This is a genomic window from Bacillus cereus group sp. BfR-BA-01349, assembly GCF_022663795.1.
Classification (GTDB): domain Bacteria; phylum Bacillota; class Bacilli; order Bacillales; family Bacillaceae_G; genus Bacillus_A; species Bacillus_A cereus.
Window position 1 is genome coordinate 48,007 of sequence record NZ_JAKUGE010000003.1, and the last position, 14,575, is coordinate 62,581.

Below are 14,575 nucleotides of genomic sequence, written 5' to 3' on the forward strand. Positions count from 1 at the left end.
GGGAAATAGCATTTGCCCACGCTTATTTTATCCAAAAAGCCCCCCCCGAAAACCTCCCCCAAATCATTAATTTTATTTAGGGTATTTTACAAAGCATGAGAATAGAAAAAAACCCTAGAAACGTTGTAATAACGCTTTTTCTAGGGTTTTTAATACTGTCATCTACTAAGCGATTGAATTAACGAGAGTAGAACTCTACGATTAATGCTTCGTTGATTTCAGCTGGTAACTCAGAACGCTCAGCGTGACGAGTGTAAGTAGCTTCTAATTTGTCAGCATCGAAAGTTAAGTATTCTGGTACGAAGTTGTTAACTTCGATCGCTTCTTTAACAACAACAAGGCTGTTAGATTTTTCGCGAACGCTGATAGTTTGACCAGGTTTTACACGGTAAGATGGGATATCTACGCGAGCGCCATCAACCATGATGTGACCGTGGTTTACTAATTGGCGAGCTGCACGACGAGTGCGAGCTAAGCCCATACGGTAAACTAAGTTGTCAAGACGAGCTTCAAGAAGGATCATGAAGTTTTCGCCGTGCTTACCAGGCATTTTACCTGCTTGGTCAAATGTGCGACGGAATTGACGCTCAGTCATGCCGTACATGTGACGAAGTTTTTGTTTCTCTTGTAATTGTAAACCGTATTCTGAAAGTTTCTTACGTTGGTTAGGACCGTGAGGACCTGGTGCGTAAGGGCGTTTTTCTAATTCTTTTCCTGTGCCGCTTAGAGAGATTCCAAGACGACGAGACAGTTTCCAAGCTGGACCTGTATAACGAGCCATAGTTGACTCCTCCTTTAAAAATGTTTTTATTTACGTAAAATAAAAACAGACGTAATCGATATTTACGGGCATTTTGTTTTCATGTACCTTCGCTCCAGCAGCAGGGAGTTACGAGATACACCTCCGTAGAGGAACAAAATACAAACGATAAACTCACATTACAAGGCTGCCTTTTTATTTTACACAAACGCTATTATATCTTTTACCCAGAGTTTCGTCAAGCGAGTACGTTTTTGTTTTATGCATAAAAATTTTGGAAATTAATATAAGAAGGAATTTAAAACAATATAGAAGAAGAGATAGAAACACAAATAAAACGCTTACATAAAATAAAGGAAAACGTTCATCAAATTTTTATGGATGAATATGCGGCAATAAAAACATAAGGGGGATGTTTTTATGAAAAAGAAGCATATGGAGACAGCGTTAATTCACCACGGTTATACACCTGAGGAACATAAAGGAAGTTTAACACCACCTTTATTTCAAACTTCTACATTTACATTTGAGACTGCGCAGCAAGGAGAGGCGAGTTTTGCGGGAGTGGATCCATCTTATATTTACTCACGGCTTGGAAATCCAACTGTGAAATTATTTGAAGAACGTATGGCGTTGTTAGAAGGAGGAGAAGAAGCACTTGCCTTCGGATCTGGTATGGCAGCTATTTCAGCAACGTTAATCGGTTTTCTAAAAGCTGGAGATCATATTATTTGTTCAAATGGATTATATGGATGCACGTACGGTTTTTTTAGAAGTGTTAGAAGAAAAATTTATGATTACGCATTCGTTTTGTGATATGGAGACAGAGGTTGATATTGAAAATAAAATTCGCCCAAATACAAAGCTTATTTTCGTTGAAACACCGATTAATCCGACAATGAAATTAATGGATTTAAAACAAGTGATTCGGGTTGCAAAGCGAAATGGCTTACTTGTTATTGTTGATAATACATTTTGTTCACCTTATTTACAAAGACCGCTTGAGCTTGGCTGTGACGCTGTTGTGCATAGTGCGACAAAATATATTGGTGGTCACGGTGACGTTGTAGCGGGCGTAACAATTTGTAAAACGAAAGCATTAGCTGAAAAGATTCGCCCGATGCGAAAGGATATCGGCGGTATTATGGCACCGTTTGATGCGTGGTTATTATTACGCGGGTTAAAGACGTTAGCAGTAAGAATGGATCGTCATTGTGATAATGCAGAAAAAATTGTATCGTTCCTAAGAAAACATGATGCGGTAGAAGGTGTTTGGTATCCAGAAGGGGAGTTAGCATCTCGTCAAATGAAACGCGGGGGCGGTGTTATTTCTTTTTCAGTAAAAGGCGGAAAAGAAGAGACGCAAGCGTTTATTAATGATCTTCACTTTATTACAATTGCGGTGAGTTTAGGAGATACAGAAACGTTAATTCAGCATCCAGCAACGATGACGCACGCTGCGATTCCAGCTGAACTAAGAAAAGAAATGGGCATTTTCGATAATTTAATACGCTTATCAGTCGGTTTAGAATCGTGGGAGGATATCGTTTCTGATTTAGAGCAGGCATTAAAGAAAATATCTACTGTTAATCAATGAAAAAAGAGTGAGCTATCGGTTTTGTACAGGGCGTACTAAATCGATAACTCGCTCTTTTCTTTTTACATATGTTTTAGGAGTGTTTCCACAAACTTTTCTAAATAGCGCTGATCTACTTCATCGAAACGATTCTTTTCAGGACTATCAATGTCAAGTACACCAATGACAGCTCCTTCTTTCACAATCGGTACAACGATTTCCGAATTAGAAGCACTATCGCAAGCGATGTGACCTGGGAATTGGTGAACGTCTGCTACAAGCTGCGTTGTTTTCGTTTCAGCTGCAACGCCGCAAACGCCTCGTCCAAATGGAATGCGCACGCAAGCAGGCATTCCTTGGAATGGTCCAAGAACAAGCTGAGTTCCTTCTGTTACGTAAAAGCCAACCCAATTAACGCGATCTAAAAATTGGTTTAATAATGCGGACGCATTTGATAAGTTTGCGACTACGTTTGATTCGCCAGTTAATAACGCATCCAGTTGTTTAATTACTGTCTCATATTGCTGCACGCGAGATCCTGCATAACTTTCTTTAGTAAACATGGAAACAGCTCCTTTTTTATCGAGATGTGTAAAATATTAGCAAAATATGATGTATTTCACATGACTTTGTCGATAGAAAATTAAAGGAATTTGTCTTAAAAGTCAAGAAATTTAAACTATAGCTGTTCAGTGAAGGGAAGTGAGCGCATGAAGCAGACGAAACAAAAAGTAATTGATGCGGCAATATCGTTGTTTAATACGAAAGGTTATGATGGAACGTCGGTGCGAGACATTGCAAAGCGAGCGGATGTGAATGTAGCGAATATTTCATATTATTTTGCTGGGAAGCAAGGTTTATTAGAACAGCTTATTACTGATTTTTTAGAAGGATATATTCATGTGATTGAAATGTCGTTTGAACAGAGAGAGTATTTGTCGACTAAAGATGTAATGGTGCAAATGGTGCGCGGGATTTTACGATATCAATTTGAAAATAGAGAACTAACACGTTTCTTCTACCGAGAGCTTTCGCTTGATACGACATTAATTCGTGAAGTGATGACCGTTTATTTTTCTAAAGAAAGATATTATATAGAACAAATGATTAGACAAGGACAAATGAAACAAGAATTTCAGAAAGTATCATTTACAATGTTTATGACGCAATTAAAAGGTATGATAAGTATGCCGTTTTTATATCCACAATATATATCAGAAGTACTCCATTCTTTCCCGTCTGAGACATTTTTCATAGAAATGTATACGAAAGAGATTGAGCAATGGATGGAACAAGCATTATGTAAAGCGAATATGTACCATGAATGGCCAAGAGCTGTTCATATGTGAAGAATCCCCACCTAACGAACTGAGGTGGGGATTTTTATGTTTACTTTTCTTTGCCATAAATTGTTACATAATAGCGCGATAATTGTTAATGCAGCTCCAGCGATTTCAATTTTATCCACTGTATAACCTCGAAAGATAGAACCGATTAGTGCAAGGATAGGAACTAAATTCATAAATAATATGCCGTTAATAGATGAAATATAGCGATTTCCCATATTCCAGCAAAATACAGCGATAACGCCTGCGATAATCGACATATAAAAGAGCTCAAAACGAACGCTCACAACTGTACGCAGTGACGGTATAGTAACTATATTTGTGTACGTTAAGAAAGTAACAATAACGATGAGTGAAATGGAGCCAAATAAACAAGTTAATGTCGTGTACCTAAGTGGTGACCAAGATTGAAAACGAGCACCCCCGTTTGTATAAATGACCCAGCAAGTAACGCCGCATAGCATCAATATATTTGTTGATAAGTGGCTTGCAGCTCCAAATAATAAGTGAATATTTCCTTTTGAAATGACAAGCATAACACCAAGTAATGCAACAAACATACAAAGGAATGTATAGTTTTGTGGGCGGCGATTTTTCGTTATCCATTGCAGTGATAAGGCAATCAGTGGCATAAGGGATTGAATCATAGCTGCATGGATTGCTCCGGAAGGTCCGGCAAGTTGTTGTCCGTAGAAAACGAGAAAACCATACCCCGCGAAACCGACTGTCCCGTAAAAGAATAGAGAAAGTGTTCTTTTTTCTAAGCGGAGTGAAGTCTTTCCTTCAGTAATTAATAGCAAAATAAGAAAAATAATAGCTGCTGATCCATAGCGAAGCGTTGTGAAGAAGAATGGATCGATAAATTGCAGAGCATTTGCCATTACAGGAAACATAAATCCCCAGGCAGTGACGGCGAGTAAGCATAGAAAGGATCCGAGTAGCATTTGTTTTTTGTTCAAGAGTATCTTTCCCCTTTACATTTCGTTATAGTAAGTTGATGAAATAAGTATAAAGAGTAATTGTTTATAGGAGGAAATATCGATTTCTTATAACGGTTATAACTTTTTGTTAGAGGTGTGTACAATGGATTTGGAGGCAGTACGATCGTTTATTGAAGTGAAGCATACGCGAAGTTTATCAAAGGCAAGTAAGATTTTACATATATCTCAACCAGCGCTTAGTAAACAAATTCAAAAGTTAGAAGCGGATTTAGAGGTTACTTTACTTAAACGTTCTGCGCAAGGAGTAGAGTTAACGGAGGCAGGAGAGTTATTTATAAAAAGAATGTTACCAATTTTGGAGCAAATAAATGAAGTGAAAACAGAAATGAGGGGGTATCAAGAGAACCGGAAGTTTTCAATTGGTATACTACCGAGTTTAGCGGAGTATTACATATCAGAATGTAAAGATATATTAGGTGATGAGTTCGAAGTGGAATGGCAAATCGGACATACGGAAGTATTAAGAGAGTTATTTAAAGCGCGGGAGATTGACGCGATGTTCATCGATTCAGTAGTAGAAGGTGCTACGTATATAAAAGAAGTGCAACAAGAGAAAATTGTTTGTGCCGTTTCAAATAATCATCCGTACAAAGAGAAGATAGTCATTCAAATAGAAGAGCTGCACAATGAAAAATTAATTGTATATCCAGAAATATGTGATGTAAGGAAAATGATTATGAACATGTTTCATGAAATAGGTGTAAAACCAACTATAGCTGTGGAAACATCTTACGCAGAACCGATGCTTGCAATGGTAAAAGCTGGCCTTGGTATCACGTTACTTCCAGAAAGGGCAGTAGAGCAGTCTGTAAGGCAAGGAAATGTACATGTAATTTCTGTTGAACCACCACTCATGCGGAAAATTTATTTCGTATCCCATACGAAAGATTGTTTGTTATTACAATCATTTGAGGATAGGTAGTGAGGTAGGCGGAATATTGAGAAAGATTACAATCACATTGAAAGGAACATGAAATTTTTAAAAAAACTAGGTCAAAAACAAACCATTACATGGTATGATTAGTACATTGTTAGTTGTTAAATATAGGGGAATTCCCTTTTTATACATAATGCCTTCCATTTCATAAACGGAACGGACAAAAAAAGAGATATAACTAGGAGGCTTTTTTGCATGGATTCTATCCTGACGATCGTTATCATTGTAGTAAGCTCTATTCTAGTGCTGCTCATGATAGAGCTTGTGATAAGAAATCGTTCATATAAAGATATTGAAGCACTGGAGCAGTGGAAACAAGAGATAAAAGATAAACCTGTGGCAGATGAACTAAAACGGGTAAAAGATTTAAACATGACGGGTCAAACAGAAGAACTGTTTGGTAAATGGCGTGAAGAATGGGATGAAATTGTATCAACAACCCTTCCGAAAGCTGACAAAGATTTAGCGCAAGCGCGAAAATTCGCCTCGCAATTCTCCTTCCGAAAAGCAAAGCATGCGATGAACGAATCCATAAGTGGTTTAGATGACGCTGATAATCGTATTACGGACATTTTAAATGAATTACAGCAATTGTTAGAAAGCCATGAGAAAAATAGCTCGGAAATTGAAGGGTTACGTGATACATATCGTAGTATGAAAAAGAGTGTTCTTGCTCATAGACATATGTATGGAGCAGCAGAGCAGAAAATCGAAGAGATGCTAGACGCTGAATCTGAGAAATTTAAAACCTTTGAAGAAGCGACAAACAATGGCGACTATTTAAAAGCGAGAGAAATTGTTATTAGTTTGGAAGAAGGTTTAGCAGATTTAGAAATCATTATTCACCAAATTCCAGATTTATTGGTAGAGTGTCAAGCGACGTTACCAGTTCAGCTGGAAGATTTATTACACGGACACAATGATATGGTAAGACAAGGTTATGTATTAGATTATTTGGAAGTCCCTAAAGAAGTTCGTGATATGACGAAACAACTACAAACATGTTTAATGGATATACAGGAGCTTCATATAACAGAAGCGGCTGAAAAAGTAGAAAACTTAAAAACACGTTTAGATGGCTTCTACGATCAACTGGAACAAGAAGTACATGCGAGACATTATGTGGAGCAAAAAACACTTTCTGTTTATGATGATTTAGAAGAAATGCGCATCGAAACGATTGAAACGAAAACAGAAACACAACTTGTGAAACAAAGCTATCAGTTACAAGATAAAGACATTGAGTCTCAAAAAGTAATTGAAAAGCAAATGCACATTTTAACGAAACGTTTTGAAATGCTACAATTACGCGTTGCAGAACAAGATATTGCCTTCTCTATTATTCGCGAGGAACTAGAAGAGGTTTATGAGCAATGTGAAACGTTAAAAGTACTTCATACAGAATATAAAGAAATGCTGCAAACGATGCGCAAAGAAGAATTTGAAGCACGTGAGAAGTTACAAGAAATGCGAAATACTATTTTCGAAACGAAACGCTTTATGCAAAAGTCGAATTTGCCAGGTCTTCCAGAGAGTATTATGGAAGATTTAAAAAGAGGGCAAATGGCAATGCAAGCTGTATATGAACAATTAGAAGTGAAGCCGTTAAATATGAACGCTGTAAATAGCAGTTTAGAAGAAGCATACACAACTGTGAACGGTGTGGCTGAAATGACAGAAGAGTTAATTGGACAAGCGTATTTAGTGGAAAAATTAATTCAGTACGGTAACCGTTACCGTAGTCATGATGAAAACCTAGCAGAAAGTTTAAATTATGCTGAGAAATTATTCCGTGAATACCAATACGATGCAGCTTTAGAACAAGCGGCTTCAGTGTTAGAGCAACTTGAACCTGGCGTTGTTCAAAAAATAGCTGAATATGTAGACAATGAACAAACCCTTTCATAAAAGGGTTTGTTTTTTTATGTAATTTTGCAGGCGATGTTGCTATAATGAATAGCGGAATACAGCAAGGTTATTCGTTTCAAAATAAAGTGAAACTGTAATCGGTGGGAGGATTCATCCCCACTGATTACTAGCCTTCACCAATCGGACATTTACGGGCAGTTAATCTCCCATCTAACTTCTTTGCTCTAACTGGATTTTGAGGTGAGAGTCTTATTGCCCGTTAACGCGAGATAAAGTGAAACTGTAATGGGAGGGCATCCTCGCCAATTATTAGCCTTCACCAATCGAGATAAAACGGAACCTTTGCGTAGTCTTAGCGTAATGACACGTATTTATGATATGATTATACGATGTGATAGCGCTGAAAGGGGAAGAACGATGATCTATTTTGATAATAGTGCGACGACGAAGCCATATCCAGAAGCTCTTCAATCGTACGTGACGGTTGCTGGGAAATATTTTGGTAATCCTTCTTCTATTCATTCGCTTGGAGGAGAGGCAGAGCGTCTATTAACACAATCAAGAACGATTGCAGCGCAGCTTCTTCGTGTTAAACCTTCTGAAATTATTTTTACATCAGGTGGAACGGAAGGAAATAACCTTGCGATTAAAGGGATAGCGATGAGGAATCGTTCGCGTGGCAAACATATCATTACAACAAATATTGAACACGCGTCTGTGTTTGAAGCATATAAGCAATTAGAAGAACTCGGGTTTGATGTAACATATTTACCGGTTAACGAGCATGGTGTTGTATCGGTAGAAGATGTGAAACGAGCGCTTCGTGAAGATACGATTCTTGTGTCAATTATTCATGTGAACAACGAAACCGGAGCAATTCAACCCGTTGCTGAAATTGGAACGTTATTATCGAATCATCCGAAAATAAGATTCCATGTAGATCATGTACAAGGGATAGGAAAAGTACCGCTTGATTTATATGCTTCTCATATTGATCTTTGCTCAATATCTGGACATAAATTCCACAGTGTAAAAGGAACAGGTCTTCTTTATGTACGCGATGGCGTAAGATTAGATCCGATTTTATCAGGTGGTCAACAAGAGCTTAAGTATCGCTCTGGTACAGAGAATTTACCTGGCATTGTAGCGATGGTGAAAGCACTTCGCATGACAATGGAACAAGTGAAAGAAAAGGTAGCTCATTTGCAAAGTTTACAAGCAGAGCTTGTTCGTTTCTTTAAAGAGATGGAAGATGTAACGATTAACACGTCGCTTGCATATGCAGCACCGCACATTTTAAATGTATCATTTGTTGGTTTAAAACCAGAAGTAGTCGTTCATGCTTTAGAAGAACACGGTGTATATGTGTCAACGAAATCTGCTTGTTCTTCAAAAGCAAATGAAGTGAGCAGAGTGTTAGTGTCAATGGGAGTGCCGCATGCAGCAGCTGCAAGCGCTATTCGTATTAGTTTGGCACCAGAAAACACAATGGAAGAAGTAAAACAATTTGAAGGTATTGTAAAAGAGACGATGCCAAAATTATATGAAGTGATGAGGTAAAGAAATTATGTTGAAATATGAATATATTTTAGTGCGTTATGGAGAAATGACGACAAAAGGTAAGAACCGTTCTAAATTTGTAAGCACATTAAAAGATAACGTGAAGTTCAAACTGAAAAAATTCCCAAATATTAAAATCGATGCAACACATGACCGTATGTACATCCAGTTAAATGGCGAAGATCATGAAGCGGTATCTGAAAGATTGAAAGATGTATTTGGCATTCATAAATTTAACTTAGCGATGAAAGTACCATCAGAATTAGAAGACATTAAAGAAGGTGCATTAGCAGCTTTCTTACAAGTAAAAGGCGATGTGAAAACATTTAAAATTACTGTACACCGTTCTTATAAGCATTTCCCAATGAGAACGATGGAATTATTACCTGAGATTGGTGGACACATTCTAGAAAATACAGAAGATATTACTGTAGATGTTCATAATCCAGATGTAAATGTACGTGTAGAAATTCGCAGTGGTTATAGCTACATTATGTGTGATGAGCGTATGGGAGCTGGCGGTTTACCAGTTGGCGTTGGCGGAAAAGTAATGGTACTTCTTTCTGGTGGTATTGATAGCCCAGTAGCAGCTTACTTAACGATGAAACGCGGCGTATCTGTGGAAGCAGTTCACTTCCATAGTCCACCTTTCACAAGTGAGCGTGCAAAACAAAAAGTAATCGATTTAGCGCAAGAGTTAACGAAGTATTGTAAACGAGTAACGCTTCACCTTGTTCCGTTTACAGAAGTGCAAAAAACGATTAATAAAGAAATCCCATCTAGCTATTCAATGACGGTTATGCGCCGTATGATGATGCGTATTACAGAACGTATTGCTGAGGAGCGTAAAGCACTTGCAATTACGACTGGTGAAAGTCTTGGGCAAGTAGCAAGCCAAACGTTAGATAGTATGCATACGATTAACGAAGTAACAAACTACCCAGTTATTCGTCCGCTTATTACGATGGATAAATTAGAGATTATTAAAATCGCTGAAGAAATCGGCACGTATGATATTTCAATTCGTCCATATGAAGATTGCTGTACTGTATTTACACCAGCAAGCCCAGCGACGAAGCCGAAACGTGAAAAAGCAAATCGTTTTGAAGCGAAATACGATTTCACACCATTAATCGATGAAGCTGTAGCGAACAAAGAAACAATGGTATTACAAACGATAGAAGTAGTGGCGGAAGAAGAAAAATTTGAAGAACTTTTCTAAACCATAAATTACCATATCTAAAACGTGTATGAAGTCATGTTATTTATCACACTCTATACTCACAAGGAGGTGATATAACATGTCACGTAGCACAAATAAATTAGCGGTTCCTGGTGCTGAATCAGCATTAGACCAAATGAAATACGAAATCGCTCAAGAGTTTGGTGTTCAACTTGGAGCTGATGCAACAGCTCGCGCTAACGGTTCTGTTGGTGGTGAAATCACTAAACGTCTAGTTTCACTAGCTGAGCAACAATTAGGCGGTTACCAAAAATAATCCCATATGATGGCTTAGAAAGAGCGGGTTCTCCCGCTCTTTCTTTTTTGTGTTGCCATTTGTCGGTAAGTTGATGTAATTTCATTTAGTAATTCGACAGAACTGAAAAATTTGTCAAAAGAAGAGGGTTCAAAATTAACAGAAAATTCTTTATTATATAAAGGAGGCATAAAGAAAAGGGAGGATATTTTATGAAGCGAGAAGAATTGTTGGCGCCACCGTCTTATAATTTAGTTTCTGAAATAGAGAAATATACGGGTGATAAAGGGAAATTAGCTTTAATTTGGCAAGATGATAAAGGGAATCGAAGGGAAGTTACATACGCTGAATTAATGCAAGGTGCGAATAAAATTGGAAACGCTTTTATAAAAAGTGGTTTGCAAAAAGGGGACAAGCTTCTTATTATGATGCCGCGTTTAATTGAAGCGTACATGACGTATATTGCTGCTATTAAAGCAGGATTTGTCGTAATTCCAAGCTCGGAAATGTTACGTAAAAAAGATATAGAATATCGAATTGGACATGGAGAAGTAAAAGCGATAGTAAGCTATGAGCCGTATATTAGGCAGTTTGATGATATAGAAGCGATGGAATCTCTTCGGAAATTTGTCCTGAGCGAGCAGTCAGTAGATGGATGGATTAATTTAAAAACAGCGTTAGAAACAGAGAGTGACAGGTTAGAAATGGCGAAGACAGATAAAGAAGATATGGTCTTTGTATCTTACACGTCAGGAACGACAGGAAATCCAAAAGGTGTCGTTCATACACATGCGTGGGCATACGCTCATTTACGTACGAGCGCTCCAAATTGGCTCGGAATTGAAGAGAATGATATTGTATGGGCAACAGCTAGTCCAGGCTGGCAAAAGTGGATTTGGAGCCCGTTTTTAGCAACGCTAGGATCAGGGGCAACAGGGTTTGTATATCACGGTAAGTTTGAACCGAAAACGTACCTGAACTTATTAGACGATAATAAGGTGAATGTACTTTGTTGTACACCGACTGAGTATAGATTAATGGCAAAGGTAGAAGATTTAAGCCAGTACAATTTAGAGGCATTACATAGCGCTGTATCAGCAGGTGAGCCGTTAAATAGAGAAGTCATTGGAACGTTCCAAAAGCACTTTCATATTACAGTGAGAGACGGCTATGGGCAAACGGAAAATACATTACTTGTTGGTGTAATGAAAGGGATGGATATTAGACCAGGTTCAATGGGGAAACCAACGCCAGGTAACCACGTCGATATCATAAATGAGGAAGGTACTCCAGTTAAAGTAGGCGAAGTTGGTGATATTGCAGTTCACATTGAAACGCCGGCCCTCTTTAAACAATATTACAAAGACGATGAACGTACAGCGATGCAATTCCGCGGTGATTATTATATTACAGGTGATAAAGCGAAGAAAGATGAAGACGGCTACTTCTGGTTTGAAGGGCGCGGTGATGATATCATTATTAGCTCTGGTTATACAATCGGGCCGTTTGAAGTAGAGGATGCACTTGTAAAACATCCTTACGTAAGAGAATGTGCAGTTGTCGCAAGTCCTGATGAAATTCGTGGAAGTGTCGTGAAGGCATTTATCGTATTAAGAGAGAATATAGAAAAGAACGAAGAAACATTAATTCCAACACTCCAACAACACGTCAAAGAACTCACTGCACCATATAAATACACTCGCAAAATTGAATTTGTAGATGAACTACCAAAAACGATTTCTGGAAAAATTCGCCGTATTGAACTTAGAAAACAAGAGATGGAGATTCCGTCAAAATAATTTTGAAAACAGTGAAGTAAATAGTTGAATGAAATGCAAAACAATGATAATATAAAAAACGAACACAAGTTCGATTTTATAAACTTAAAAAAGAGGTGTCCGTATGATTTTAGGGATTAATCCGTACTTAGTTTTAGATGGTAGTGGGCAAGAAGCTGTACAGTTTTATAAAGAGGCTTTAGATGCAAAAGTAGAAGTCATGCAAACTTTTGGTGACATGCCTGAAAATCCAGAATACCCGATTCCAGCTGAAGCGAAAGAGCGCGTTTTACACGCTACTTTAAAAGTTGGTAATACGGATCTTATGATTTCTGATACATTCCCAGGTCAAGGACATGCAATCGGATCTCAAGTAACAATCGCAATTCAAATTAGTAATGCAGAAAAAGCAAAAGAAGTATTCGATAAGTTACAAGAAGGTGGAGAAGTTATCATGCCACTTCAAGAAACATTCTGGAGCCCAGCATACGGACAAGTAAAAGATAAATTTAATATTGAATGGCAAGTTACAACGTCTACTACTGAACAAAAGTAATTTTTAGAAAAGCACCATGTTTTGAAATGGTGCTTTTTTTTATACAATAAAAAATAAAGGAGATGGGATATATGGGAGAAATTTGGTATGGCGGCACCATTTACACAATGAGAGAAGAAAATGAACAAGTGGACGCTGTTTACGTTGAAAACGGCATAATTGTTGATGCTGGTAATAAGGGAGAATTAGAAAGCAGATATTCAAACGTAAAGTTACATGACCTAAAAGGAAAAACAATGATCCCAGGTCTCGTTGATAGCCATATGCATCTTATTGGGCATGGAGAGAGATTACTCCGTCTAGATTTATCAAATTGTACATCTTATAGCGAAGTACTGGCTCTTGTTCAGAAGCGAGTGGAAGAAGCTCCAAAGGGCTCTTGGATTATTGGAGAAGGATGGAATGAAAATAACTTTACAGATACGAAAGATGTTCACGCGCGTGATTTAGATGAAATTTCGAAAGACCATCCTATTTTATTAAAGAGAGTTTGTCGTCACGTTACATGGGTGAATTCATACATACTGCAAGAAGTGAATATAACAGAAGCGACAGAAGATCCAAAAGGCGGGAAAATTGGCAGGGATTCATCAAATAAGTTAACAGGACTTTTATATGAACAAGGGCAAGAATTAATTAAACATGTTCAGCCAGAAATTGATGAAGCTTATTTACAAAGAGCTCTGCAAACAGCGATTAAAGATTGCTGGAAATACGGACTTGTTGGCGGGCATACGGAAGATTTAAATTATTATGGTGGTTTTAGAAAAACGCATAATGCGTTTTCTCATGTGATAAAAGAAATGCCATTTAAAGCCCATTTGCTCGTTCACCATGAAGTAGCACATGAACGAAAAGAATATGAAAATGAACATTATATTGAATTTGGGGCAATGAAAATTTTTTCTGACGGTTCTTTTGGCGGAAGAACAGCATTATTAAGTGAACCGTATGAAGATGCTAAGGAAACGAATGGGGTTGCGATTTTCTCACGTGAAGAACTTGCAGAATTAGTGAAGAAAGCACGAGATTTACATATGCTAGTTGCGATTCATACTATCGGTGATTTATCGCTTGAATATGTCATTGATGCACTCGAATTATATCCACCAGCAAAAGGGTTACGTGACCGCATTATTCATTGTCAGCTTGCTCGTGAGGAGTTAATTGAAAGAATGAAAAACTTGCAAGTCATTATAGATATACAGCCAGTCTTTCTTTCATCAGATTTTCCGTCAGTCATTGAAAAACTAGGAGAGCGCCGTCTTCGTTATGCGTACGCTTGGAAGACGTTACTGGAAGCAGGATTACACTGCAACGGTGGTTCAGATGCTCCTATTGAACAAGTGAATCCGTTTTTAGGCATATATAGCGCTGTTACACGTAGAAGTTTTATTGACGGTGTATGCTATATGCCTGAGGAAAGATTAACGGTATATGAGGCTGTTTCTTTATTTACAACAGGAAGTGCCTATGCAATTGGAAAAGAAGCGAAGCGAGGGCAAATTACAAAAGGATATGAAGCAGACTTTACAATATTAGACCGCAATATGTTTGAAATTGAGGCAGAAGAAATAAAAGAAGTACAAGCAGAAATGACCGTAATAGATGGCCAAGTTGTCTATAGAAAAGATGCGTAAAAATATATGAGCGATTATCGGAATATATCAACTTACCGACAAAAACTGACAAGAATAACGGCCGGATAGTAAGA

General features: G+C 37.8%; 12 protein-coding genes and 1 pseudogene. 10 read left to right on the forward strand and 3 right to left on the reverse strand.

The genetic code is table 11. From position 1 onward, the window contains the following. Positions 1-178 precede the first annotated feature (178 nt). Positions 179-781 carry a 30S ribosomal protein S4 gene (gene rpsD / locus MR169_RS02965; RefSeq protein WP_000135317.1) on the reverse strand — a complete coding sequence of 201 codons (603 nt, stop codon included), beginning with the start codon at positions 779-781 and terminating at the stop codon, positions 179-181. Between the two features lie 399 nt (positions 782-1,180). Here rpsD and megL point away from each other — a divergent pair. Then, positions 1,181-2,357: pseudogene (megL, locus tag MR169_RS02970) on the forward strand (methionine gamma-lyase). Between the two features lie 62 nt (positions 2,358-2,419). Here megL and MR169_RS02975 read toward each other — a convergent pair. Then, positions 2,420-2,899, reverse strand: a complete 480-nt coding sequence (locus MR169_RS02975) for a GAF domain-containing protein (RefSeq protein ID WP_000494342.1) — start codon at positions 2,897-2,899, stop codon at positions 2,420-2,422. Positions 2,900-3,046: 147 nt separating this feature from the next. Here MR169_RS02975 and refZ point away from each other — a divergent pair, with 147 nt between their 5' ends. Beyond that, positions 3,047-3,685 carry a forespore capture DNA-binding protein RefZ gene (gene refZ, locus MR169_RS02980; RefSeq protein WP_000814924.1) on the forward strand — a complete coding sequence of 213 codons (639 nt, stop codon included), beginning with the start codon at positions 3,047-3,049 and terminating at the stop codon, positions 3,683-3,685. Positions 3,686-3,696: 11 nt separating this feature from the next. On the opposite strand, the gene MR169_RS02985 is transcribed toward refZ, so the two are convergent. After that, positions 3,697-4,641, reverse strand: a complete 945-nt coding sequence (locus MR169_RS02985) for a DMT family transporter (protein WP_030028557.1) — start codon at positions 4,639-4,641, stop codon at positions 3,697-3,699. 124 nt (positions 4,642-4,765) lie between these two features. Here MR169_RS02985 and MR169_RS02990 point away from each other — a divergent pair, with 124 nt between their 5' ends. The 8 genes from MR169_RS02990 (at position 4,766) to MR169_RS03025 (ending at position 14,501) form a co-directional block, all read left to right on the forward strand. Then, a complete protein-coding gene (locus MR169_RS02990; RefSeq protein WP_000362536.1) occupies positions 4,766-5,605 on the forward strand; it encodes a LysR family transcriptional regulator in 840 nt (279 codons plus the stop codon). A 210-nt stretch (positions 5,606-5,815) separates the two neighbouring features. Beyond that, positions 5,816-7,528, forward strand: coding sequence for a septation ring formation regulator EzrA (ezrA, locus tag MR169_RS02995; protein ID WP_242318877.1), 1,713 nt, complete (start codon positions 5,816-5,818; stop codon positions 7,526-7,528). A gap of 378 nt (positions 7,529-7,906) precedes the next feature. Then, positions 7,907-9,049, forward strand: coding sequence for a cysteine desulfurase family protein (locus MR169_RS03000; protein WP_000638992.1), 1,143 nt, complete (start codon positions 7,907-7,909; stop codon positions 9,047-9,049). Between the two features lie 7 nt (positions 9,050-9,056). Continuing rightward, positions 9,057-10,271 carry a tRNA uracil 4-sulfurtransferase ThiI gene (gene thiI, locus MR169_RS03005; RefSeq protein ID WP_242318878.1) on the forward strand — a complete coding sequence of 405 codons (1,215 nt, stop codon included), beginning with the start codon at positions 9,057-9,059 and terminating at the stop codon, positions 10,269-10,271. A gap of 79 nt (positions 10,272-10,350) precedes the next feature. After that, positions 10,351-10,548 carry an alpha/beta-type small acid-soluble spore protein gene (locus tag MR169_RS03010; protein ID WP_000091640.1) on the forward strand — a complete coding sequence of 66 codons (198 nt, stop codon included), beginning with the start codon at positions 10,351-10,353 and terminating at the stop codon, positions 10,546-10,548. Between the two features lie 191 nt (positions 10,549-10,739). Then, positions 10,740-12,326 carry an acyl-CoA synthetase MbcS gene (mbcS, locus tag MR169_RS03015; RefSeq protein ID WP_242318879.1) on the forward strand — a complete coding sequence of 529 codons (1,587 nt, stop codon included), beginning with the start codon at positions 10,740-10,742 and terminating at the stop codon, positions 12,324-12,326. Between the two features lie 103 nt (positions 12,327-12,429). Further along, positions 12,430-12,861, forward strand: coding sequence for a VOC family protein (locus MR169_RS03020; RefSeq protein WP_000600350.1), 432 nt, complete (start codon positions 12,430-12,432; stop codon positions 12,859-12,861). Positions 12,862-12,932: 71 nt separating this feature from the next. Then, positions 12,933-14,501, forward strand: a complete 1,569-nt coding sequence (locus MR169_RS03025; protein WP_242318880.1) for an amidohydrolase — start codon at positions 12,933-12,935, stop codon at positions 14,499-14,501. Positions 14,502-14,575: the final 74 nt, after the last annotated feature.

What these genes read in the sequence shown, in the direction of transcription:
- MR169_RS02990 (WP_000362536.1), top strand. Translation starts at nt 4,766, where the DNA reads ATGGATTTGGAGGCAGTACGATCGTTTATTGAAGTGAAGCATACGCGA.
- rpsD (WP_000135317.1), bottom strand. Translation starts at nt 781, where the DNA reads ATGGCTCGTTATACAGGTCCAGCTTGGAAACTGTCTCGTCGTCTTGGA.
- mbcS (WP_242318879.1), top strand. Translation starts at nt 10,740, where the DNA reads ATGAAGCGAGAAGAATTGTTGGCGCCACCGTCTTATAATTTAGTTTCT.
- MR169_RS02975 (WP_000494342.1), bottom strand. Translation starts at nt 2,899, where the DNA reads ATGTTTACTAAAGAAAGTTATGCAGGATCTCGCGTGCAGCAATATGAG.
- MR169_RS03000 (WP_000638992.1), top strand. Translation starts at nt 7,907, where the DNA reads ATGATCTATTTTGATAATAGTGCGACGACGAAGCCATATCCAGAAGCT.
- refZ (WP_000814924.1), top strand. Translation starts at nt 3,047, where the DNA reads ATGAAGCAGACGAAACAAAAAGTAATTGATGCGGCAATATCGTTGTTT.
- thiI (WP_242318878.1), top strand. Translation starts at nt 9,057, where the DNA reads ATGTTGAAATATGAATATATTTTAGTGCGTTATGGAGAAATGACGACA.
- ezrA (WP_242318877.1), top strand. Translation starts at nt 5,816, where the DNA reads ATGGATTCTATCCTGACGATCGTTATCATTGTAGTAAGCTCTATTCTA.
- MR169_RS03010 (WP_000091640.1), top strand. Translation starts at nt 10,351, where the DNA reads ATGTCACGTAGCACAAATAAATTAGCGGTTCCTGGTGCTGAATCAGCA.
- MR169_RS03020 (WP_000600350.1), top strand. Translation starts at nt 12,430, where the DNA reads ATGATTTTAGGGATTAATCCGTACTTAGTTTTAGATGGTAGTGGGCAA.
- MR169_RS03025 (WP_242318880.1), top strand. Translation starts at nt 12,933, where the DNA reads ATGGGAGAAATTTGGTATGGCGGCACCATTTACACAATGAGAGAAGAA.